This is a genomic window from Halomonas sp. M4R1S46 (assembly GCF_025725685.1).
Lineage (GTDB): Bacteria > Pseudomonadota > Gammaproteobacteria > Pseudomonadales > Halomonadaceae > Halomonas.
This window is the reverse complement of the sequence record NZ_CP107008.1, coordinates 1584015-1606784: the sequence shown is the minus strand read 5'-3', so window position 1 is coordinate 1606784 and position 22770 is coordinate 1584015. Positions and strand designations below refer to the sequence as shown.

Here is a 22770-nt window from a genome sequence, read left to right as displayed (position 1 = left end):
CCCCGCTAGTAATCGCTCGATACTGACGTTCACGAACTCACAGGAAGCATACGAAAATGGCAGCGAAACAAGTCAAGTTCTCCAGTGATGCCCGTACTCGCATGGCGAAAGGCGTCGATACCCTGGCCAATGCCGTCAAGGCGACCCTGGGGCCGAAGGGCCGCAACGTGGTGCTGGAGAAGTCCTTCGGCGCCCCGACCGTGACCAAGGACGGCGTCTCCGTGGCCAAGGAAATCGAACTCAAGGACAGGTTCGAGAACATGGGCGCGCAGATGGTCAAGGAAGTCGCTTCCAAGACCTCCGACGTCGCCGGTGACGGCACCACCACCGCCACCGTGCTGGCCCAGTCCATAGTGACCGAGGGCCTGAAGGGCGTGATCGCCGGCATGAACCCGATGGACCTGAAGCGTGGCATCGACCAGGCCGTCAACGCCGCCGTCAAGGAAATCAGCGAGCTGGCCGTGCCCTGCACCGATTCCAAGGCCATCGCCCAGGTCGGCACCATCTCCGCCAACGGCGACAGCCGCATCGGCCAGATCATCGCCGAGGCCATGGAGAAGGTTGGCAAGGAAGGCGTCATCACCGTCGACGAAGGCCGTGGCTTCGAGGACGAGCTGGATGTCGTGGAAGGCATGCAGTTCGACCGCGGCTACCTGTCGCCGTACTTCGTGACCAACCAGGACACCATGGCCGTGGAACTGGAAGATCCGTTCATCCTGCTGGTGGACAAGAAGATCTCCAACATCCGCGAGCTGCTGCCGACCCTCGAGTCCGTGGCCAAGGCCGGCAAGCCGCTGGTGATCATCGCCGAGGACATCGAGGGCGAGGCCCTGGCCACCCTGGTGGTCAACACCATGCGCGGCATCGTCAAGGTCGCGGCCGCCAAGGCACCGGGCTTCGGTGACCGTCGCAAGGCCATGCTGCAGGACATCGCCATCCTCACCGGCGGCACCGTCATCTCCGAGGAAGTGGGCCTGAACCTCGAGCAGGCGACCCTGGATCACCTGGGCACCGCCAAGCGCGTGACCATGTCCAAGGAGAACACCACCATCATCGATGGCGCCGGCCAGGACGGTGACATCGAGGCCCGCGTCAGCCAGATCCGTGCCCAGATCGAGGAGACCTCCTCCGACTACGATCGCGAGAAGCTCCAGGAGCGCGTCGCCAAGCTGGCCGGCGGTGTGGCCGTCATCCGCGTCGGTGCCGCCACCGAAGTCGAGATGAAGGAGAAGAAGGCCCGCGTCGAGGACGCCCTGCACTCCACTCGCGCCGCCGTCGAGGAAGGCGTGGTGCCTGGCGGTGGTACCGCCCTGATCCGCGTGTTGACCAAGGTGGCCGGCCTGAAGGGCGACAACGAGGACCAGACCCACGGCATCGCCATCGCCGTGCGCGCCATGGAAGCCCCGCTGCGCCAGATCGTCTCCAACGCCGGTCAGGAGGCATCCGTCATCCTGAACCGCGTCAAGGACGGCGAGGGTAACTTCGGCTACAACGCCCAGACCGGCGAGTTCGGCGACCTGTTCGAGATGGGCGTGCTGGACCCGGCCAAGGTCACTCGTAGCGCCCTGCAGTCCGCTGGTTCCGTCGCCGGCCTCATGATCACCACCGAGTGCATGATCGCCGACGATCCGGACGAGAAGGAAGCCGGTGGCGCCGACATGGGCGGCATGGGCGGTATGGGTGGCATGGGCGGCATGATGTAAGCCGACCCCAACCCCCAGGCCCAGCCTGATCGAGACCCCCGCCGGGTGACCGGCGGGGGTCTTTTTAGCTATAAGCCTTAAGCTGGAAGCTGGAAGCTGGAAGCTGGAAGCTGGAAGCGGGACAATAGCTTACGAACGCCAGCACCGGTGCCAATAGCCTTTCTTCAAGCTTCTAGCTTCCAGGCGCGTAGCGACGCTCTTCAAGCTATCGGCAATTCGCACTACCTCCTGCCTGATATACGACGCCCTCATCTCGCATAGAGCCGACTCATGCTGTCCAATATCCGCATCGTCCTCGTCCAGACCTACCACCCCGGCAATATCGGCGCCTCGGCCCGTGCCATGAAGACCATGGGCCTCGAGAACCTGGTGCTGGTCACCCCCCGCTGCTTCCCCGACCCCGAGGCAGCGCGACTCGCCGCCGGCGCCGAGGACGTCGTCGACAACGCCCGGGTGGTGGGCTCGCTGGCGGAGGCCATCGGCGACTGCGTGCAGGTCGTGGGCGCCAGCGCCCGCCTGCGCAACCTGCCGCTGCCCCACTTCGATGAGCCCGCGGACATGGCCGATGCCCTGATGGCCAACGCCGCCGACGATCCGGTGGCCCTGGTGTTCGGTCGCGAACGCTTCGGCCTGACCAACGACGAGATCCGCCACTGCAGCCATCAGGTGAGCATTCCCGCCAACCCCGACTACGGCGTCCTCAACCTCTCCCAGGCCGTGCAGGTCCTGGCCTACGAGGTGTTTCGGGCCTGGCGACAGCGCCCGGACAGCGACTTCCGGGCGCCCCGCCCGTCCCATGACCGCCAGCCCACCCGGGAACAACTGGGGCATTTCCATGAACATCTCGCCAGGGTGATGCACACCAGCGGCTTTATCACCCAGCCCCATGCCCGCACCGAGGAACAGCTCCAGGCGCTGTTCGCCCGCGCCCGGCCCTCGCGCAAGGAACTCTCGCTGCTGCGGGGCCTGCTGAGCTCGCTGGAGGACGGGCTGGACGACGCCTGAGCCGTCAACGCATCGTCATTTCCCGGTCACGGCACCGTCATCCGCCCCGCCGATACTGATCCTGCCCAGGACGGGACCGGCAAGGGACACTGCCACTCGCTTCGCCAGGGACGCACGGGGGCAGGACGCCCCCCAGGGAGGCCGATCGTGGCATCGGGACGATGCCCAGGGAGGATGAAGATATCGCCACGACGCCCCGCGTCGTGGCGTTTTTCTTGGCGTACCCCGCCCAGGGTGGCACAGTGGCCTCGAGCCGGTCAGGAGAGATCCCATGAGCATGGAGCCAGAGCCCACCCCCGAGAAGCGCCCACGACTGCTCCACGACGAGCTGCCCGAGGAGCACGAGGATCCGCTGATCGGCATCCTTCACCGCATCATCCGCGTCGGCGTCAAGGTCCTGGCCGTGCTGATGGTGTGCGTGATCCTCTGGGGCATCTTCGACGTCATCTATGTGCTCTACCAGCAGCTCATCTCGCCACCCGTCATGCTGCTGGAGGTCGGGGACATCTTCCGCCTGTTCGGCGCCTTCATGGTGGTGCTGATCGCCATCGAGATCTTCATCAACATCCGCCTCTACCTCGGCACCCATGTGCTGCCCATCCAGCTGGTGATCGCCACGGCGCTGATGGCCATCGCCCGGAAGGTGATCGTGCTGGATATCGAGACCGTCTCGGCCGAGTACGTCCTCGCCATCGCCGCCGTGGCGCTGGCGCTGGGTGTCACCCATTGGCTGGTCGCCCACAAGCACTAGCCGGGATGCTCATTCGCTTGCCTCCTGGCGCTCCCAGACCTCGATGGCCGCCGCCAGGTCCTCCAGCGAGGCGCCCACCGACTTGAACACCGTGATGGCGCCCTCGCCGCTGCGGCCGGGTTTTTGCCCCTGCAGCAGCTCGGCCAGCTCGCCGCGGATGTCGTCGAAGGCGAAGGCGCCCTCGTCGATGGCCTGGAGGATGTCGCCGGCCTCGCCCTTGGCCCCGGCATAGGTATCGACGAACACCTCGCCGCGGCGCAGGCACTCGGCGTCGGTCTCGCGCATGGAGGGGCGGAAGGCGCCGATCAGGTCGAGGTGGGTGCCCGGCATCAGCCAGTCGCCGCGGATCAGTGGCTCGCTGGACAGGGTCACGCAGCTGATCAGGTCGGCCTCGCGGCTCGCCGCCTCCAGGTCGGTCACCGCCGCCGTGTCGAAGCGATCCGCAAAGTCGGCGGCCAGGCGCACGGCCTTGTCGGGGTGCCGGCCCCAGATCCGCACCCGATGGATGGGCCGCACCGCGGCATGGGCCTCGATGACCATGGGCGCCAGCTTGCCGGTACCCACCACCAGCAGGGTCTCGGCATCGGCTCGCGCCAGCTCCCGAGCCGCCAGGGCCGAGGCCGCGGCAGTGCGCCGCCGGGTCAGCTCGCTGCCGTCGAGGCAGGCCAGCGGCCGGCCATGGTCGCCCTCGCTGAGCAGGTAGACCCCGGCGATCGCCGGCAGGCCGTGCGCGGCGTTCTGGGGAAAGACGTTGACCATCTTCACCCCGATGTAGCCGTCGCGCTCCCAGGCCGGCATCAGCAGCAGGGTCGCCTCGCCGTCGGGGCGATGCATGGCATGGTGGTGACGGGGCGGCGACTCCACCCCCTCACGGAAGGTGGTGGCCAGCCGCGTGACCAGCGCCTGCCAGTCGAGGGCCGCCGCCACCTGCTCGGCGTCGATGATGCGCATCTCAGGCCTCCGGCAGCGCGGCCACGACCATGATCTCGACCTTCCACTCGGGCTTGGCCAGCGGCGCCTCGACGGCGGCGCGTACCGGGGGGCGGCCGGGCACCACCCAGGCGTCCCAGGCGGCGTTCATCTCGGCGAACTCGCCCATGCTGGTCACCCAGACCTGCGCGGAGATCAGGTATTCCTTGGAGGTCCCGGCCCTGGCCAGCAGCTCGTCGATGCGCGCCAGCACCTGCTCGGTCTGGCCGCGCATGCCGGCGCTGGCGTCGCTGGGCACCTGGCCGGCCAGGTAGACGGTGCCGTTGTGGACGGCGATCTGGCTCATGCGGGCGTTGCTGTCGTGATGGGTCAGGCTCATGACGTGATCTCTCTCGGTCGAGGGCGCTCAGGCACCGGTGAAGCCCGCCATGAAGGCGGCCAGGTTGTGGCTCAGGTGATCGGTGGGATAGCCGCCTTCCTGCACCAGCACCGTGGGCAGGCGCAGCGCCTCCAGCAGCCTGCCCACGGCGGCGAAGTCCGCGGTCTCCAGCGACAGGCCGGCCAGGGGGTCGTCCTTGTGGGCATCCAGGCCCAGGGCCACCACCACCGCCTGGGGACCGAAGGCCCGCAGGCGTTCGAGCAGGGTCTCGAGGGCGGACAGGAACGCCACGCCATCGCTGCCCAGCGGCAGCGGCAGGTTGACGTTGGCGCCCAGGCCATCGCCCTCCCCGGTCTCGTCGGCCCCGCCCCAGAAGAAGGGGTAGAAGTCGCCGGGGTCGGCATGCAGCGAGCCGGTCCAGACGCCGCCGCTCTGGTAGAAGATGTCCTGGGTGCCGTTGCCGTGGTGCAGGTCCACGTCGATGATCGCTACCCGAGGGAAGCGCTCGTGCAGCACCGTGGCGGCCAGCGCCGCGTTGTTGAGGAAGCAGAAGCCACCGGCGCGATCCGGCCCCGCATGGTGGCCGGGGGGCCGGCACAGGGCATAGGCGCTGTGCTCGCCCCCGGCCACCGCGTCGGCGGCGGCCTGGGCGCTGGCGGCACTGGCCAGGATGCCGGCGAAGCTGTCCGCGGTGATCGGGCAGGCCATGTCGTGGAGGTGCCAGCCGGCCTGGCCCACCGGATGGCGGGGATAGTGGTGGCCCCCGCCGCAAGGGTGGACGTTGGGGGCGACGATCTCGGCGGCCGCCGGCAGCGCCATCCAGCGGGCATGGATGGTCTCCAGGAAGGCCAGATAGCGCGGCGTATGGATGCGCCCCAGACGCTCGCGCAGGCGCTCGCCGTCGGCGCTCGCGGGAGCGCTCAGCGAGAGCCCCACCTCGGCGAGCCCCCGGGCCAGCAGGTCGGCCCGTAACGGCCCCTCGGGGGACGGCGCCGGCCGACCCCGCAGCAGGAAGGTCGGCGGGGCATGGCGTTCCTGATCGGGATGGTAGAAGAGCTTCATGCGACGTCATCCTTGCAGCGGGCCCTCAGTCGAGCAATGAAGGGATCCAGGTGGAGAGCGTGGGGAAGATCGCCAGCAGCACCACCACCGCGATGAAGGCGCAGTAGAACGGCAGCGAGGCGACGATGGCCCGTTCGTAGGGCACCTCGGCGATGCGTGCCGCCGTCATCAATGTCATGCCCACCGGGGGCGTCACGTTGGCGATGTTCAGGGTCACGATCATCACGATGGCGAAATGCAGCGGATCGAAGCCCAGCGAGACCATGGCCGGCACCACCACCGGCCCGATGACCACCAGCGCCGGCAGTACATCCATCACGGTCCCCAGCACGATCAGCAGCAGGCACACCAGCATGATCTGGATGAAGGGCACGTCGCTGATGGTGGTGATGAGCGAGGCCGCCTCCCGGGCGATCCCCGAGCGGGTCACGAACCAGCCCAGCACCGCCGAGGTGGCCAGCAGGAAGAACACCACGCCGGAGAACTTCACCGTGGTGACCAGGGCCAGCCAGATCTTTTGCGGCGTGAGGGTCCGGTAGAACACCATGCCGATGAAGATGGCGTAGACCGCGGCGAAGCCGGAGGCCTCGGTGATGGTGGTCATCCCCGAGAGGATGCCGCCGAGGATGATCAGCGGCACCAGCATGGCCGGCAGCGCCGTGAGGAAGGCGAGGATCGCCACCCGGATCGGCGTGCCGGCCTGCTTGGGGTAACCGCGCAGCCAGGCCAGCACGATGCTGGTCAGCAGCAGCGCCAGGGTCATCAGCACCCCCGGGAGGATCCCGCCGGCGAAGAGGTCGATCACCGAGATATCGCGCAGCAGGGTGGCATAGACGACCATCACCACGCTGGGCGGGATGATCGGCCCGATGATCGACGAGCAGGCGGTGATGGCCGCCGCGTACTCGGCGTCGTAGCCCTGCTTCTTCATCTCGGGGATCATGATCTTGCCGATCGCCACGGTGTCGGTGATGGCCGCGCCGGTCAACCCGGCGAAGAACAGCGACACCGTCACGTTGACATGGGACAGCGCCCCGCGGATGCGTCCGAACAGCGCATTGTTGAAGGCGATGAGCGTCTGGGTCAGGCCGCCCTGGTTCATCAGCTCGGCGGTGAAGATGAAATACGGCACGGCGATCAGCATGTAACCGGAGACCCCGGAGAACATGCGGTCGGCGATGATGCCGACCAGCCGCTCGCCGCCCAGCGAATAGACGCCGGCGACCCCGGAGATGGCCATGACCACGGCCACCGGGGCCCCGATCAGCAGCACGACGACGAAGGCGACGATGGCGGGGGTCATGAGCGGGACTCCTCCTCGTGGGCGTGGAGCACTTCCTCGATCATCGCCGACTCGTCGGTGAAGTGCTCCAGCAGGCTGAAGCCGTGGACCAGGTGCAGCAGGAAGATCACGCCGGACAGCGGCACGGCGGCGGCCGTCCACTGGCGCGAGATCTGGATGTTGTCGGAGACCATGTAGACCTGGGTGGCGTTCTGGAAGAAGGCCCAGCCGTACCAGATCACCAGCAGCGCGAAGACGGCCATGGCCACCAGGCTGAGGCCCGCGCACAGCTTGACCAGGGGCTCGGGCAGCAGCCGCATCAGCAGGGTCATGGCCACGTGCTCGCTGGCGTGCAGCGCGATGGTGGACGACAGCAGCCCGATCCACGGCAGGAAGAGCCGGGCCAGGGAGTAGGTCCAGCTCAGGGCATCGCCGGTGAACAGGGTATAGAGGAAGCCCGTGAAGGAGATCGCCAGCATGCCGAGGATGCAGGCCACGCACACCACGATGGCGACCTGGTTGACGACATCACTGAGGCGACGGACCGGGGCGAGTAGGCGCATGGGCGGTATCCGGGGAAGGCATCGGGCGAAGGGTGACGGCGCATCGCCGGGGCCGCCCAGGGCGGCCCCTGCCACCGGGATTCAGCGCAGGCTCACTGGCCGTAGCGCTGGTAGGTTTCCTGGGGCAGCGTCTCGCGCAGCGACTGCACTTCGGCGAGCAGGTCCTCGACCAGCTGGGCATCGGCCCCGAAGTCCTCGACGATCCAGGTCTTCCAGGCCGGCCGGGCGATCTCGGCCATGCGCTGGCGCTCGTCGGTGGGCATGATGTAGCACTCCTCGAACAGCTCGCAGGACTTCTGCCAGCTGGCGGTGGCCAGCATCGCCGAGGCGCCGTGACTCAGCTCCACCGCCTCGCGGGCCGCCGTGGTGACGATCCGCTGGTAGTCCTCGGGCAGTTCCTGGTACCAGGCCTCGCTGACCACCCAGGACGCACTGTTGTAGACGTGCCCGGTCAGGGTGGTGTAATCGGTCACCTCATCGAGGCCGTAGGTGGTATTGATCACCGGGGCGTTGAACTGGCCATCGGCGAGACCGGTTTCCAGGGCGGTGATCAGCTCGCCCCAGGGCAGCGGCGTGGCCGAGGCTCCCAGGGCCTTCATGGTCGCCACGTGGGCCGGGTTCTCCTCGGTGCGGATGTTCAGGCCCTCGAGGTCCTCGACGGTCTTGATCAGGCGCTCGTTGTTGGTGAAGGCCACGAAGCCGCCGCCGTCGTCGAAGGTGCCCAGGTAGCGCATGTCGGCGGCCTCGACGGTGCCGGACATGAAGTCCGCGAACCACTCGCCGTCGAAGAAGGCCCAGGCCTGACGCCAGCTGTCGAACAGGAAAGGCGCGGTGACGACCTGGTAGTCCGGATAGAAGGACGACATGGCGCCGGAGGTCAGGATACTCGACTGCAGGGCCCGCCCCCCGGCCTGCACCTGGGAGCCGGTCTCCACCTCGGAGCCCATCTGGCCGCCGCCGAAGAGGGTCACGGCGAGGTCGCCCTCGGTCCGGGACTCCACCTGCTCCTTGAAGTGCACCAGGGCGGGATAGATGCTGTTGTTGGTCAGGTTCTCGGGGATCAGGGTGGCGATGGCCATCTCGTAGGACTGGGCCTGCACCTGGGTGCTGGCGATGGCCAGCGGCAGCGCGGCCAGCGCCGCCAGGCGGGGTAGCGATGTGGCAGTCATGTGGTTCGACCTCGTTGTGGTTGTTATCGACCGGCCGCCGACGCTCGGGGGGCCACCGGCGACGCAAGGTACTGAACCTCAAGGTAGGACGCCCGGATGGGTCCTGCTTGCCCGGGACTGCGGGGCGTTTGCCCCAGACTCATGGCAGGCTCAGTCCCGGTGCCGTTCCCGGGAGGGAGCGATGGCGAACCGGCGCCGATAGGCCCGGGAGAAGCTGCCCTGGTCGCGGAAGCCCACCAGCGAGGCGATATGCCCGAGGCTCAGGCCGCTGTGGTTGACCAGGGTCCGGGCGTGCTCGAGGCGACGCCGCTGGACATAGGCCAGCGGCGTCATGCCCGTGCGTTCGCGGAAGCGGGCATGGAAGTGGCCGGCACTCAGGGCGCACAGCGCGGCCAGGCGGTCGACACGAATCTCGTCGGCCAGGTGCCGGTCGATCCAGGCATCCAGGCGGGTCATGTCGAGCCGCCCGTCGAGGCCGGCCGGGCCGGCGAGGCTCGGCTCGTCCAGCGGCCGGGACTGCAGGTGCAGGTAGAGCGCCCGCAGCAACAGGGTGGCGATCTCGCTGTGCAGGGCCGGGCACAGCTCGAGTTGCTGCATCAGGCTGTCGGCCAGGCGATTGAGGCGGCACGGCACGCCGAAGAACCGCGGACGCTCGAAGAGTCGCTCGAGCTCGCCGCCGTCGCGCAGGCTGGGCAGGGTCGCGGCGGGGATATCGAGGACGAAGGTCCGGTTGCGACCGTCGCCCTGATACTCGTGATGGCGGGCACAGGGAATCAGGCAGCCACGCGTGCCGGTGATGCGCTCGCCGTGGCCCTCGATGGCCAGCTCGGTGGCCCCGCTGGTGGCCAGGATCAACTGGTGGTGGTCGTGGGCATGGGCCACGTGTTCGCGTGCAAGGGTGGTGGCACGCAGGTCGAGAGTGGGCATGGGACCCTGCCATGGCAAGCGACGAAGACGCCTTCACACCATGGGCCGCGCCGCTGAAGAAAGCAAACCGGCGAGCCGCGCGAGGCGCTGCCGGGCGATCCCCCGACTGGCCGACCCGGCGGCTCTACCTGTAGCCTTCCATAGAGCCCCATCCACCCTCGCCAGGAGAGAGACTCTCATGCCGCGTTTCCCGGATCACCTCACCTCGCCCGGCCCCGACAACCCCTTTCCCGGCATCTGGGTGCTGCAGCGGCGTCTGGGACACGAGATCGCCCACCGCCTGGGCTCCAACGAGGGCCTCGACATGCCCCATGCCGCCCTGCGCGAGCACTTCGGCGACGCCATGACGGAGCACGTCTATTGCTACGGGGACGCCGAGGCCCTGGGCCTGCGCGAGCGCCTGGCCGGTCGCCACGGCTTCGCGGTGGACACCCTGCTGGTGGATGCCGGCTGCGACAGCCTGTTGGCACTGGCCCTGCGCACCGTCGCGCCGGCCGGCAGCACCGTGGTCGGTTCCGCCGGCACCTACCCCACCTTCGGCTACTTCGCCAGGGGCCAGGGCTGTCGCCTGGTGGAGGTCGACTACCGGGAGGACGTCGAGCGGCTCGCCCCGGACCTCGACGCCCTGGTGCGCGCCGCCCACGAGGAGGACGCCCGCCTGGTGTACCTGGCCAACCCGGACAACCCCACCGGCCATGTCCACGACGAGGCCAGCGTCTCGCGCCTGCGCGCGGCACTGCCCGAGGACTGCTGGCTGCTGCTGGACGAGGCCTACCATGACTTCCGCGACGACGCCGCGGCCCCGGGCTTCACCCGGGCCCTGCCCGGGGTGATCCGTTGCCGCACGCTGTCCAAGGCGCTGGGGCTCGCGGGGCTGCGGGTCGGCTATGCGATCGCCGAGCCCGATACCCTGGCCATGATGATGAAGGTGAGGATCCATTACGCCGTATCCACCCTCAGCCTCGCGGCCGCCGAGGTGGTACTAGATCATCCCGGGGAGATCGACCGGCACATCCGTGACGTCATCACCCGTCGGGAGCGGCTGGCCCGGCATTTCCGCGAGCTCGGCGCCGACGTGCTGCCGAGCGCCACCAACTTCATCGGCATCCGCCTGGCCAATGCGAACCTGGCCAAGCGCGTGCATGCCGACCTGCTGCGGCAAGGCAAGCTGATCGCCCGCCCCGCCCATCCGTCGCTGGGCCACGTGCTGCGCATCACCGCCGTGGAGGACGCCCTGGTGCCGGGCCGGCTCAGTGAGCTGGAAGCGGCCCTGACGGACGGCTAGGTGTGTAAACCCACCAGGTTGTTCACGGAAAGCCTCAGCCGGCTAACCGGAGGCCGATAATCCAGACTGGCATGTGGCCGATGCCAGTTGTACTGATGAAGCCAGGCAGGCAGATGCCTGCCTCGCTCCTCCGAGCTGATGTATGACCGGGCGTAGGCCCATTCCCGCAGCGCGGTCTGAATGAACCGCTCTGCCTTGCCATTGGTGCGGGGCGTATAGGGTCGAGTGCGTTTGCGCTTCAGTCCCAGACGCCGGCACAGGCGGCGGAACGGCTTGGATTTGTAGCATCCACCATTGTCGGTCAGCACGCGCGAGAAGCGAATGCCCAGGTTCCTGTAGTAACGCACGGCCTCCAATAGGGCATAGCACGCACTCCAACCGGTTTCATCGGGATAGCGGGTGCCGAAAGCGACCCGCGAGTGATCGTCGATGGCGATGTGAACATACTCCCAGCCGGCGCCCCGCGTGTTCTGCTGGCGATCGCCGGTGACACGATGCCCTGGGCGTTCGAAGCGGCCGAGTTTCTTGATGTCCAGGTGCAGTAGATCTCCCGGCGCGTCATGCTCGTAACGATTCACGGGACGGGCAGGTGCCAAGGCCGAGAGACGATTCAGCCCCTCGCGTTCGAGGAGCCGTGCGACCGTGCTGTGTCCGATCCCTAACCGCTCGGCGATCTGGCGGTAGGTCTGGCGCTGCTGGCGACGCTCGAGGACCTGCTCGCGAACCTCGGCAGGGACCGCATGAGGGCAGCGACGGGGACGAGAAGAGCGGTCCTGCAGCCCGGCCTCACCCTCTTGCCGGTAGCGGCGCACCCACTTGTAGACCGTCCTCACACTGACACCTTGCGCCTTGGCGACCTCCACTGGCCGAAGCCCTTCGTCAACGACTCGGCGGACCAGCAGGGCTCGACCATGCAGGGTAAGACGGGCATTCTTATGGGTGTTCATCCGGGCCTCCTGGAGGTTGGTTTGGGTCGCACCTCCAATTGTCCGGGTAGGTTCCGGATGAACAACCTACCGAGAGATCACAGCTAGGAGCCTGTCGGATTGGACCGATCGTCACGAGATTCACGGATTTCGAGTCAAATTTATCGATCTGTTGAGGCGAATAGCGTGCTATTTAACGAAGCAGATCGAATGAAGTTGGCCGAAAGCCCGGGATTCGCAGTCGATCAGCGTTAAGTCCGACAGGCTCCCAGGGCCGGAGGGGCCGGGTCGCACCGGCCCGGTCACGCCGGGCGACTCTCAGCAACGCCCCTGCATGGCCAGGCCAGGCGGACAGAAGCGGGAACGGTGCCGGTCCCGATCCCGGTAATGGCGCCGGTCACGATAGCGCCGATCGTCGTAGTGACGGTCGTGGTCATGGCCGTAGTGTTCCCAGTAATCATCATCGTAGTGATCATGGTGGCGGTGATACCCCCCATCGTAGCCATCGATCTCGATCAGAGGCTCGCTCATGACGCGCGCCGGGGTATAGCTGCAGCCCGCCAGGCTCAGGGCCGCCACCATCAGCATGGCGGGCCCCAGGATTCTGGACATGTTCATGACACCCCTCCCCCTCCGTTCACGGTCGGGTCTGCCGGATCAGCAGCGCCCCTTCTTCGCCTGGCCAGGGGGGCAGAAGCCGCCGCCGTGGCGGTGCCGGTCGTGACCGTGGCCATCGTGGTGATCGCCGAACTCGATCAACGGCTCGGAGCTGATCCGCGCCGGCGTGTAGCTGCAGCCCGCCAGGAAGGTGGCGGCGATCAGCAGGGTCGAGAGCAGCAGGGTCCGACAACTCATAAGGACTCCAGATAGAGAATGGTTGATCGCCATTCTAGCGAACCGTTGCCGGTTGCCCCATGTGGCACAGCGGCGACGCCTCTGTCGCCGACAAGAGACACCATGGCGCCACTCGCCAGGCAAACCCTCGCCGCCCTGCCCGGCATGCTTCGAGGAAGAGCATCGCGGGCGTCTCTGGGACCCGCGTCACTGAGGGGCACGCCCCACCCCTGCCGGCGGCACCCGACGGTGCCGCCTGAGCTTCACCAACACTCGTACGACAGTGCACAGCCTGTCCCCGTCGTCTTGACTGCCCCGTCGAGGGCAAAGAACAAAGGCCGCCGCGGCTCGCCCTCGGTGGCCTCATGACGGTCAACCGCGAGGAGAGGACACCGGTTTCGGGTCCGGCCGGTAACGATAGCCCACGCCGGTGACAGTCTCGATGCAGCCGGCCTGAGGGCCCAGCTTGCGCCTCAAGCCAGCCACCACGGCGTCGACCTTGTTGCTCCAGCCAGTGTAGTGGCTGTGCCAGACCTCACGGAGCAGCCGCTCCCGGGAGACCGCCTCCCCCTCCCGGTCGACGAGATAGCCGAACACCCCGAACTCCAGCGGCGTCAGCGGCTGGCGTCGTCCATCGGCCAGCACCAATTCGCGGGCGTCCCGATCCAGCGGCTCGGGTCGCGCGAGCCCCAGCTCCGCCGCCGCCAGCCGCGCCAGCCAGCCGTCCACCGAGCCGGCCCCGAAGTCGAGCACCGCCGTGGCATGGTCGCGACCGTCCAGACGGACGCCATGGGCCGGCAGGTGCCGGAAGCCCAGGGTCGCGGCCACGGCGGCATAGGGAGCAAGATCGGTGACAGTCAGGTAGACCCGGGCCAGGGAAGGGCGCATCTCCATGTAGGTGCGCTTGAGATCCAGCCAGGCCGCGGCCTGGACGTCGCCGGGGCGTTCCCCCGCCGCCTCCCCCAGCCAGCGGCGAATGAACAGCGCCCGGCGGCCCTCCGGCAGGGGATCCGCGGCGAGATGCGTCTGCCAGCTCGCGGTGACCGGATCCTCCGCCAGGCACTCGGGGGCCACCCGGGCCGGGTCGAAGCGACAGTAGAAGCCCCGGCAGGCCCCCGCCTCGTCCCGGACGACGACGAAGGCCTCGGGCTGGCATCGCCACCAGCGCCTCAGCGCCCGGCTCCCCGACTCGCCTTCATGTGTCGCGATGATGCGCTCCAGCATCACCCCGTGCTCGGGACGCGCGGGCTCCACGACCAACGCCTGGGCCCCGGAGGGGAAGAAGGCCTCGCGCACCACGGGGTTGTCGATGAGGTAGAGCATGTCGGCGGTATAGCGCCACAGCTCGAAGTTCGCCGTCACGGCGGCGCGCCGGGCCAGGGCCTGCCAGGCCCAGCGGCGATAGTCGAGGAAGCGCTCGGGGTCCCGGGCGCGCAGGGTATGGGCCAGCGGCTCCTTCACGGCGTCGTGCAGGGCGAGGCCGTCGGGCAAGACCTCGGTGAAGTCCAGTCGACGCAGGCTCTCGTAGGCCGGCTCGGCCGCCATATCAGGAAACAGGGCGTGCAGGAGGGGCACCGTGACGCGCCTCACCACCGCCGCGCCCTCCAACAGGCGCCGGCCCTGGCCGTCGTCCACGTCGGCGAGATAGAGCTCGGTCAGCTCGTCCATGACCCGCTGCAGGGAAGCATCCGTGAGCCGGTGGTCCGGTCGTTCCCGCAGGGTGGTCGCCGCCAGACGGATAGCCAGGGGATGCCCGTGCAGTCGGCCCGAGACCGCGGCGGCCCGGGCCGGCGCGAGGCCCAGGCGGATCAGCAGCCGGGTGGCGTCCGCGTTGGCCAGGGGGGCGAGCGGCAGGTTCAGGGGCGGCTGGGTGAACTCGCCGGCGGCCCAGTTCACCGAGGGGTGGTGGCGGCCGCTGAGCACAAGGCGCAGGTTGTCGGGCAACCGGGGGGCCAGCCGGTGGCACAGCCAGGTATCCAGCAGGCGCCAGGCCTCGACGCTGTCGAGGACGATGAGCCCCAGCGGCGCTCGCCCGGCGAGCGTCTCGAGCAGCGCGGGCAGCCCCTCGGCATCGGTGTCGGCCGCCTGGGCCAGGGCCCCCGTACAGCCTTCGGGGGTCGGCTCGATGTCGCGGCAATCCAGCCACCAGCAGGCGGCCTCCGCCAACGCCTCCCGGACGAAGCGCTTGAGCAAGGCCGTCTTGCCGATGCCGGCCACGCCATGCAGGTGAGCGACGCGGGGCCCGTCCCCGGCCAGCAGGGCCCGTAGCCGGGCCAGTTCGGCTTCCCGGCCGATGACCTCGTTGTCGACGATCCGATCGACCACGTTGTTCTCCCCCTCGCCGGCGGCACCGTCCACGCCCTGCCACCAGCCTACGCCATCCCCTCGAGGCGGCCCAAGATCACCGCCCCGGGGCATTCTCATGGAATCCTCATGCCATCCTCGAGCCAACGCCCGCCTTCCCCGCTATAGGTGAAGTCGAGGAGTCTGTCGGATTTGACCGATCGTCGCGAGACACACGGATTTCGCGACAAGTTTATCGATCTGATGAGGCGAATAGCCCGCTATTTAACGAATCAGATCGAATCAAATTGGCCGAAAGGCCGGGTTTCGTAGCAGATCAGGGTTAAGTCCGACAGGCTCCGAAAACCCCCAACAAAGGAGACTTCATCATGAACGCGGATTGGCGAGTGGCAGGGACCTACTTCGAGGCCTGTACCTGCAAGGGTGCCTGCCCCTGCCTGTTCGGCAACGACCCCACGGAGGGCAGCTGCGACGCCCTGGTGGCCTGGCACATCGAACGCGGTCATTTCGACGACCAACCCCTGAACGGCCTCAACCTGGCCATGGCGCTGCATTCGCCCGGCAACATGACGGACGGCAACTGGCGAGTCGTGGTCTACGTGGACCAGGCCGCCAGCGAGGCACAACACCAGGCCCTGGTACGCATCTTCGGCGGCCAGGCTGGCGGCCATCCGGCCATGCTGGCCGGCTTCATAGGCGAGTTCCTCGGCGTCGAGTCCGCCCCAATGGACTTCCGGATCGAACACCGCCATCAGTCGCTGACGATCGGTGACGTGGCCAGCGCCGCCCTGACCGCCATCGAGGGACAGGACGGCGGCGAGGTGTGCATCAGCGGCCATCCGGTGGCGATCTCGCCGGGCAATGACCTGGTGCTGGCGCGTCACGAAGGCGTGTCTCACCGGGGCCATGGGCTGGACTGGCATTTCAGCGACCGCACCGCATCCTATGCCGCCTTCCAATACTCGGCGGTCTGAACCGAGGAGGCGATACCATGTGGCGTCGAACGCTGCAGGCACTGCCCACCAGGCCCCTGCCCCTGGTGGCCAGCCTGATCCTGGCGGCCGTGGCCAGTTGGGCCTACATGTTCGACATGGCCGGCATGCCGGCCATGGGCGGCGGCTTCATGGCCTGGTCGACCTTCGTGATGTGGACGGTGATGATGGTGGCCATGATGCTGCCCACCGCGACCCCGGCGATCCTGGTCTTTGCCGCGGCGACCACACGCCCGCCCGGCCGGTCGGCGCCCCTGCCCTACCTGTTCGCCGTCGGCTACCTGTTGGCCTGGACGGGCTTCGCCGCCGTCGCCACGGCGGCGCAGTGGGGGCTGCACGAGTTGGCGCTGCTGTCGCCAGGCAAGGCGCTGGGCGCGCCGACCTGGGCCGGGGCGCTGCTGCTGGGCGCCGGCCTCTTCCAGTGGACGCGCGTCAAGGACGCCTGCCTGCGCGGCTGCCGCAGTCCCATGGGCCTGGTCGCCGAAGGCCTGCCCGACACCGCTGGCCGGGCCCTTCGGGCCGGGATCCGGCTCGGCCTCTACTGCACCGGCTGCTGCTGGGCCCTGATGGCGCTGATGTTCGTCGGCGGGGTCATGAGCCTGGCCTGGATGGCGGGTCTCACCCTGCTCATCCTGCTGGAGAAGCTGACCCATCACCCCCGGCGCCTCAGCCAGGGCGTCGGGCTGGGGCTGATCGCCTACGGTGGCTGGCTGCTGCTGGGCTGACCGTGATCATGACACGCGCAATGCTTGTCACCGCATCACAGCGGTAACGGTCGAGGCGACTGAACGGCGCCCTGGCAAGGGAGTCTCCAGGAGACTGTCGGACTTGACGCTGATCTGCTACGAAACCCGGCCTCTCGGCCAATTTCATTCGATATGATTCGTTAAATAGGGGGATCGAGGAACCGGACATGACAAGCGACCTCGACCGTGGTGTACATCCCACCCGCTACTGACACCGCCTGGACGACGGCCGGGTGCAGTGCGACCTCTGCCCGCGCGCCTGCAAGCTGCACGAGGGGCAGCGCGGGCTCTGCTTCGTGCGCACTCGCCAGGACGACCGGGTGGTGCTCACCAGCTATGGGCGCTCCAGCGGCTTCTGCCTCGCCCCCATCGAGAAGAAGCCGCTCAACCACTTCCTGCCCGGTACCGCCGTGCTCTCCTTCGGTACCGCCGGCTGCAACCTGGCATGCAAGTTCTGCCAGAACTGGGACATGAGCAAGTCCCGTGAGTTGATACCGCTGCGCCCGCCTTACTACGACGCCCCGGAGACGCTTGGCTTCTTCGACACTCGCTCGCGCACCGTCTTCGGCGCCCTGCTCCCGCAACCAGCCGAGAGCGTCGAGGCGCTCGACGTCGCCACCCTGCGAGACGGCCTGGTGACCTGGTCGTCACTCGATGCCCCTGACTCGCCACGGTCGACCGCGACGCCCTGGGCCGCACCCTCGACGCGCTCGAGCGCCTCTCACCGACCACGGTGCTTTCCGGCCATCTTCCCGTGTTCGACGCCGGCATGGAGCAGCTCACCGCGCTGGTATACGACGCCTGGTGTTCCGGAGCGACGTCCAGCAGACCGGCCACGCGCGCCCAGGGCGCACCGGCTCCCGCGGCAGCCGCCAGGCGCACGCGGCCAGGGCAACTGCCCCGACCAGGAAGACCGAGCCATTGATGGGATTGGCCTCTCGCCAGGCCAGGACGCCGACACTCGGCAAGGGCAGGATCAGCAGGCCGGCGGTATGGCGTCGGGCCGGCCACAGGGCCAGCAGCAGTGCGAAGTAGGCATGCCAGGCGATCGCCAGCAGGGTCCAGCGGTTGGCGATCGCCTGCAGGCCCTCGAGGATCTGGTACGGTGTCGGCATACCGCCCTCCCCGCCTCGTCGGCGCCTCTCAGGCTCGGGCCCATGGCTTACCCGTCAGCCGGGTCCACGCGGCCCGCCCGGCGCGTCGGCGGAGGACACTCGACGGCCAGACGAATCGGTGGTTTCGTATATAGGGTATAGCCCCGGGCCGGCATATCGGTCGACACCTTTGACCTCCTGATGAGTACAGCATGCAATATATTGACCTCGAGGTGAGAACCGCCGTGATCGTCCACGGATTCGATGACCAGAATCGCGAAATCACCGAACAAGTGGATGCCCCCGACTTCATGCGCAAGCTCGTGGCGATCGATCGCATCCTGTCCATCAGCGAGCGCTACCTCCTGGTCTCGTCCTCGCATGACAGGGTCATGTATTGGGAATACAAGGGCTCCCTGGACGACATCCTGCAGCGACTCGACAGGGCCGGCCTGATGCTGACTTGAGAGCCGTCGTCACCCACCACCACGAGGAACCCGCCACATGAAGAAATGCATCCTGGCCTATGGGCGCCTGAGCGATGACCAACTGGCCCAGCTCGCCCGGGAGTTCGAGGTTCGCAACTTCACTGGCCTGGCCTCCTCCGAGGATCCGGCCTTCCGGGCCGCCCTCCCCGAGGCCCATGGCCTGATCGGCTCGAGCCTGACCATCACCCCGGAGCTGCTGGACATGGCACCGAGACTGGAGGCCATCGCCACCATCTCGGTGGGCCACGACAACTACCCCGTCGAGGAGCTGACGCGACGCGGGATCCTGTTGTGCAACACGCCGGACGTGCTCACCGAGACCACCGCCGACACCGGCTTCCTGCTGATCATGGCCACCGCTCGCCGCGCCGTGGAGCTGGCGGAGTTCGTGCGTCGCGGCGACTGGCAGCAGAGCCTCGGCCCGGAGCACTTCGGCACCGATGTCCACGGCAAGACGCTCGGCATGGTGGGCTTCGGTCGCATCGGCGCGGCGATCGCACGACGCGGTGCCCTGGGCTTCGGCATGAAGGTGCTCTACTCCAACGCCTCCCCGAAGCCCGATCTCGAGGCGGAACTCGGCGCCGAACGCCGCGAGCTCGACGCCCTGCTGGCCGACGCCGATATCGTCTGCATCACGGTGCCCCTGACCGCCGAGACAGAGCACATGATCGGCGCCCGGGAGTTCGGACTGATGAAGCCCTCGGCGATCCTGGTCAACATCGCCCGCGGCAAGGTGATCCAGGAGGCGGCGCTGATCAACGCCCTGGAGACCGGCCAGATCCATGCGGCAGGCCTCGACGTCTTCGAGCATGAGCCGTTGTCCCCCGAGTCGCCGCTGCCCCACATGGCCAACGTGGTGGCCCTCCCCCACATCGGCTCGGCGACCCACGAGACGCGCAACGCCATGGCCCAGAGAGCCGTGGACAACCTGCGCCTGGCGTTGAAGGGGCAGCGCCCCATCAGCCTGGTCAACGAGGCGGCCTGGAGGCCCGCCTGAGCGGCGCCCCGCTCCATGGGTAAGGGACTACCGTGATCTCCAAGCTGCCCAGATGGGTCGAATACGGCGCCTTCGTCCTGGCCTTCACGGCGCGGCGCGTCAATGCCGTGGGCCTGCTGGGCTTCGAGCAGCAACGCCACGGGTCGCGAGGAGCCATACCGAAAAAATCCCCAGCCAGCCGCGCCCAAATCGGAAAAAACCACCGATGGCGTGTCCCCGCGAGTTTGTTATCGTCAGCCCTCGAACCCCGCCAATGCCAGGAGGTAGCCAATGGGCGCCGAGTCCCTGCCGGAAACCGTTCCCGCCACCATGTCGGCCATGCTGCTGACCGGCCATGGCGACGTGGACAAGCTGGTCCATGACACCCATGTCCCCACCCCGCGACCCGCCGCCGGCGAGGTGCTGGTCAGGGTCACGGCCACGGCGAAGAACAACACCGACCGCAAGGCGCGCGAGGGCCTCTACCCGACCAAGGACAAGGGCGAGGTGACCTCCTTCGCCATGGGCGGATCGCCGACGCTGACCTTCCCGCGCATCCAGGGCGCCGACGTGGTCGGCCGCGTGGTGGCCGTGGGCGAGGGCGTCGCGAGCTCGCGGATCGGCGACCGCGGCCTGCTCGACTTCAACCTCTATGCGGATGAGCGCCGCGACATCAACCTGACGCCGGACTACTACGGCCATGGCGCCGACGGCGGCTTCGCCGAGTACATCGCCGTGCCGTCGGACCAGTTCCATAGCGTGGCGAACCCCGAGCTCGCCGATGCCGAGCTGGCGGCCATGGGCATGTGCTCCTACCAGACCGCCTATCACATGATGACGGCTGCTGGCGTGAAGTCGGGAGAACGTATTCTCGTCACCGGCGCCAGCGGCGGCGTGGGCACGGCACTGATCCAGCTGTGCCGCATCGTCGGGGCGGTGCCCTATGCCCTCAGCCAGGCGGACAAGGCCGACGCCCTGCTCGCGCTGGGCGCCGAGGCGGTGCTCGACCGCAATGACATGGCGGACTTCACCGAGCGGGTCAAGGCCGTTACCGGTGGCGCCCCCATCGACGCGGTGATGGACCTGGTCGGCGGCGAGATGACCGACCGCTTCATCGACACCATGATCTTCGACATGAACAGCCGCCACAGCTACCCCCGCCTGTCCATCGCCGGGGCCAGCGGCGGCAACGTCAGCGAGATCATGTGGACCCGCATCTACCTCTACCAGGTGCAGATCTTCGGCGTCTCCCACGGCACCCGGGAAGAGGCCGAGCAGCTGGTCCACTGGATCCGCGACGGCCGGCTCAAGCCGGTGCTGCACGCGGCCTTCAAGCTCTCCGAACTGCACGAGGCCGAGCGCTACTTCGTCCATCGCGGCAGCAACTACCTGGGCAAGATCGTGATTGTCCCGGATTCCCAATGGCAGGAACACGGCGCACCCTTTGCGCTCGAGGGGACCAAATGAGCAAGGAAGAGCTGAAGATCCGGCTGATGGACACCCATGCCGGCGGTGACGTCAGCCGCATCGTGCTCGGCGGCATCGACCCGCTGCCCGGCGCCACGGTGCGCGACCAGATGCACTACCTGCGCGACGACGCCGACGGCCTGCGCAAGCTGCTGCTCGACGAGCCCTACGGCATCCCCGAGATGTCGGTGGACCTGATCGTGCCGGCCACCGACCCCGAGGCCGAGGTCGGCTACATCATCATGGAAGTGATGGGCTACCCCATCTATTCCGGCTCCAACACCATCTGCACCGCCACGGCGGTGCTGGAGGCCGGCCTGGTGCCCAAGCAGGAGGGGCGGCAGCGCTTCATCCTGGAATCGCCGGCGGGCCAGGTGCACATCGAGGCCAAGGTCGTCGACAACGTGGTGGAGGCCATCACCTGTGAGGGGCTGCCCAGCTACATCGACACCTACCGGGCCAGCATCCATGTGCCGACCATCGGCGACGTCACCTACAGCGTGGCCTACAGCGGCGGCTTCTATGCCCTGGTGGAGGCCGCCGAGCTGGGCTTCGCCCTGATTCGCGAGGAGGAACGGGCGCTGTCCGATTGCGCGCACAAGATCGTCGAGGCGCTGCAGGCCGAGCGCGGCTTCTCGCACTACACCCTGGGCGACGTCGGTCCCCTGCCCTTCCTGCACTTCATGGGACCGGTGGACCAGATCTCCGATCACTTCTACCGTTCGCGCTCGACCACCTACGTGCATCCCGGGGTGATCTGCCGCAGCACCACCGGTACCGGCACCTCGGCACGCCTGGCACTGATGAACCACGAGGGCCGCATCAAGCCCGGCGACAAGCTCGAGACCGTCTCGCTGCGCGAGACCGGCTTCATCGGCGAGTTCACCGGGACTCGTCAGGAAGGCCTCCACCAGGTGGTGGAGAACACCATCACCGGCAAGGCCTATGTGCTGGCCCACTCGGATATCGTCATCAACCCCGAGGACCCGCTGGTGGAAGACGGCAGCCTGCACCATATCCTCACCGATAGCCATCACGGCCACGGCGACTGACCCTCGTCTCCTCGATGGCCCGGCCGCCCCGGGCCATCGGGCGACGCCGCCAGGCGGCGTCGATTCGCCTCGGGTCCCCGCCTCCGGCATGATGGGAGACCGCCAGGCCACCTCGTGTCTCCACAGGACCCCACCATGCCCAACGTCCTCATCCTGCTGGATGTCCAGAACCTCTACTACACCAGTCGCCAGGCCTATCGGCGCAACGTCGACTACAACGCCCTCTGGGCGCGGGCGAGCGCCGGCCGGCGGGTGGTCAAGGCCATCGCCTACGCCATCGACCGCGGCGACGAGAAGCAGCGCCAGTTCCAGAACATCCTCCGGGCCATCGGCTTCGAGGTGAAGCTCAAGCCGTTCATCCAGCGCGCCGACGGCTCGGCCAAGGGCGACTGGGACGTGGGCATCACCCTGGATGCCATGGAGTACGCCGGCGACGTGGACGTGGTGGTACTGGCCTCGGGGGACGGCGACTTCGCCCTGCTGGCCGACCGCCTGCGCGAGAAGTTCGGCGTGGCGGTGGAGGTCTACGGGGTGCCCGCCCTGACCGCCGGCGCCCTGATGCAGTCGGCCAGCCGCTTCGTGCCCATCGAAGGCGAGCTGCTGCTGGGCCAGGCGAGTCGCTCGGTGTGATCCCTCCTTCCGCCGACGACACCGTCGACATCGGTCAGGCGCTTGCTCTGGCCGCGCCGGGGGATGGCTGCTATACCGTGAGACAAGGAAGGTGGGAGCATCAGGATATTCATCAACTTGCCCGCCTGGCCATTGATTCAATGTTTCCTTAAAAGCGTCGCTGGGCGACGAAGGGGATTATGACATCTCAGCTGACCGCCACGCC

The 22770-nt window shown here is 67.9% G+C and carries 23 protein-coding genes; 11 read left to right on the top strand and 12 right to left on the bottom strand.

What is annotated here, in order from left to right:
- Positions 1-56: 56 nt before the first annotated feature.
- The 3 genes from groL (at position 57) to OCT48_RS07630 (ending at position 3459) form a co-directional block, all read left to right on the top strand.
- The gene (gene groL / locus OCT48_RS07640; RefSeq protein ID WP_263592103.1) at positions 57-1703 is read left to right on the top strand and encodes a chaperonin GroEL; all 1647 of its coding nucleotides are present in this window, start codon (positions 57-59) and stop codon (positions 1701-1703) included.
- Between the two features lie 270 nt (positions 1704-1973).
- Positions 1974-2708, top strand: coding sequence for an RNA methyltransferase (locus tag OCT48_RS07635; RefSeq protein ID WP_263592102.1), 735 nt, complete (start codon positions 1974-1976; stop codon positions 2706-2708).
- 271 nt (positions 2709-2979) lie between these two features.
- A complete protein-coding gene (locus tag OCT48_RS07630; protein ID WP_263592101.1) occupies positions 2980-3459 on the top strand; it encodes a phosphate-starvation-inducible PsiE family protein in 480 nt (159 codons plus the stop codon).
- Between the two features lie 9 nt (positions 3460-3468).
- On the opposite strand, the gene OCT48_RS07625 is transcribed toward OCT48_RS07630, so the two are convergent.
- From OCT48_RS07625 to OCT48_RS07595, 7 genes are all read right to left on the bottom strand, one after another.
- Complete coding sequence (locus OCT48_RS07625) at positions 3469-4410, bottom strand: ornithine cyclodeaminase family protein (RefSeq protein WP_263592100.1); 942 nt, start codon at positions 4408-4410, stop codon at positions 3469-3471.
- A 1-nt stretch (position 4411) separates the two neighbouring features.
- Positions 4412-4768: a RidA family protein gene (locus OCT48_RS07620; RefSeq protein WP_263592099.1), complete on the bottom strand. Its 357-nt coding sequence runs from the start codon at positions 4766-4768 to the stop codon at positions 4412-4414.
- 27 nt (positions 4769-4795) lie between these two features.
- The gene (locus tag OCT48_RS07615) at positions 4796-5830 is read right to left on the bottom strand and encodes a histone deacetylase family protein (protein WP_263592098.1); all 1035 of its coding nucleotides are present in this window, start codon (positions 5828-5830) and stop codon (positions 4796-4798) included.
- Between the two features lie 25 nt (positions 5831-5855).
- On the bottom strand, positions 5856-7133 hold the full coding sequence (locus tag OCT48_RS07610) for a TRAP transporter large permease (protein ID WP_263592097.1): 1278 nt from the start codon (positions 7131-7133) through the stop codon (positions 5856-5858).
- Positions 7130-7675: a TRAP transporter small permease gene (locus OCT48_RS07605; RefSeq protein WP_263592096.1), complete on the bottom strand. Its 546-nt coding sequence runs from the start codon at positions 7673-7675 to the stop codon at positions 7130-7132. Before OCT48_RS07605 ends, OCT48_RS07610 begins: the two co-directional genes overlap by 4 nt.
- A 92-nt stretch (positions 7676-7767) precedes the next feature.
- On the bottom strand, positions 7768-8844 hold the full coding sequence (gene dctP, locus OCT48_RS07600) for a TRAP transporter substrate-binding protein DctP (RefSeq protein ID WP_263592095.1): 1077 nt from the start codon (positions 8842-8844) through the stop codon (positions 7768-7770).
- A gap of 150 nt (positions 8845-8994) precedes the next feature.
- Complete coding sequence (locus tag OCT48_RS07595; protein WP_263592094.1) at positions 8995-9771, bottom strand: AraC family transcriptional regulator; 777 nt, start codon at positions 9769-9771, stop codon at positions 8995-8997.
- A 178-nt stretch (positions 9772-9949) separates the two neighbouring features.
- Between OCT48_RS07595 and OCT48_RS07590 the strand changes: the two genes are divergently transcribed.
- Positions 9950-11056, top strand: coding sequence for an aminotransferase class I/II-fold pyridoxal phosphate-dependent enzyme (locus OCT48_RS07590; protein WP_263592093.1), 1107 nt, complete (start codon positions 9950-9952; stop codon positions 11054-11056).
- Here OCT48_RS07590 and OCT48_RS07585 read toward each other — a convergent pair.
- From OCT48_RS07585 to OCT48_RS07570, 4 genes are all read right to left on the bottom strand, one after another.
- Entirely contained in the window at positions 11053-12003 is a 951-nt protein-coding gene (locus OCT48_RS07585; protein ID WP_263591409.1) for an IS481 family transposase, read from the bottom strand. The two genes, OCT48_RS07590 and OCT48_RS07585, sit on opposite strands and share 4 nt — an antisense overlap.
- 297 nt (positions 12004-12300) lie before the next feature.
- On the bottom strand, positions 12301-12600 hold the full coding sequence (locus OCT48_RS07580) for a hypothetical protein (RefSeq protein WP_263592092.1): 300 nt from the start codon (positions 12598-12600) through the stop codon (positions 12301-12303).
- A 39-nt stretch (positions 12601-12639) separates the two neighbouring features.
- Positions 12640-12837, bottom strand: coding sequence for a hypothetical protein (locus OCT48_RS07575; RefSeq protein WP_263592091.1), 198 nt, complete (start codon positions 12835-12837; stop codon positions 12640-12642).
- Between the two features lie 351 nt (positions 12838-13188).
- Complete coding sequence (locus OCT48_RS07570) at positions 13189-15240, bottom strand: winged helix-turn-helix domain-containing protein (RefSeq protein WP_263592090.1); 2052 nt, start codon at positions 15238-15240, stop codon at positions 13189-13191.
- Positions 15241-15488: 248 nt separating this feature from the next.
- Between OCT48_RS07570 and OCT48_RS07565 the strand changes: the two genes are divergently transcribed.
- Positions 15489-16094: a DUF1326 domain-containing protein gene (locus OCT48_RS07565; protein WP_263592089.1), complete on the top strand. Its 606-nt coding sequence runs from the start codon at positions 15489-15491 to the stop codon at positions 16092-16094.
- Between the two features lie 17 nt (positions 16095-16111).
- Positions 16112-16837, top strand: coding sequence for a DUF2182 domain-containing protein (locus OCT48_RS07560; protein ID WP_263592088.1), 726 nt, complete (start codon positions 16112-16114; stop codon positions 16835-16837).
- An 800-nt stretch (positions 16838-17637) separates the two neighbouring features.
- On the opposite strand, the gene OCT48_RS07555 is transcribed toward OCT48_RS07560, so the two are convergent.
- On the bottom strand, positions 17638-17973 hold the full coding sequence (locus tag OCT48_RS07555) for a hypothetical protein (protein ID WP_263592087.1): 336 nt from the start codon (positions 17971-17973) through the stop codon (positions 17638-17640).
- 191 nt (positions 17974-18164) lie between these two features.
- Here OCT48_RS07555 and OCT48_RS07550 point away from each other — a divergent pair, with 191 nt between their 5' ends.
- The 5 genes from OCT48_RS07550 to OCT48_RS07530 all read left to right on the top strand — a co-directional run bounded on the left by OCT48_RS07550 (position 18165) and on the right by OCT48_RS07530 (position 22565).
- Complete coding sequence (locus tag OCT48_RS07550; RefSeq protein ID WP_263592086.1) at positions 18165-18419, top strand: hypothetical protein; 255 nt, start codon at positions 18165-18167, stop codon at positions 18417-18419.
- Between the two features lie 37 nt (positions 18420-18456).
- Complete coding sequence (locus OCT48_RS07545; RefSeq protein ID WP_263592085.1) at positions 18457-19437, top strand: 2-hydroxyacid dehydrogenase; 981 nt, start codon at positions 18457-18459, stop codon at positions 19435-19437.
- A 270-nt stretch (positions 19438-19707) separates the two neighbouring features.
- A complete protein-coding gene (locus OCT48_RS07540; RefSeq protein WP_263592084.1) occupies positions 19708-20883 on the top strand; it encodes a zinc-binding dehydrogenase in 1176 nt (391 codons plus the stop codon).
- Entirely contained in the window at positions 20880-21935 is a 1056-nt protein-coding gene (locus OCT48_RS07535; protein WP_263592083.1) for a proline racemase family protein, read from the top strand. Before OCT48_RS07540 ends, OCT48_RS07535 begins: the two co-directional genes overlap by 4 nt.
- Positions 21936-22070: 135 nt before the next feature.
- The gene (locus OCT48_RS07530; RefSeq protein ID WP_263592082.1) at positions 22071-22565 is read left to right on the top strand and encodes an NYN domain-containing protein; all 495 of its coding nucleotides are present in this window, start codon (positions 22071-22073) and stop codon (positions 22563-22565) included.
- Positions 22566-22770 lie beyond the last annotated feature (205 nt).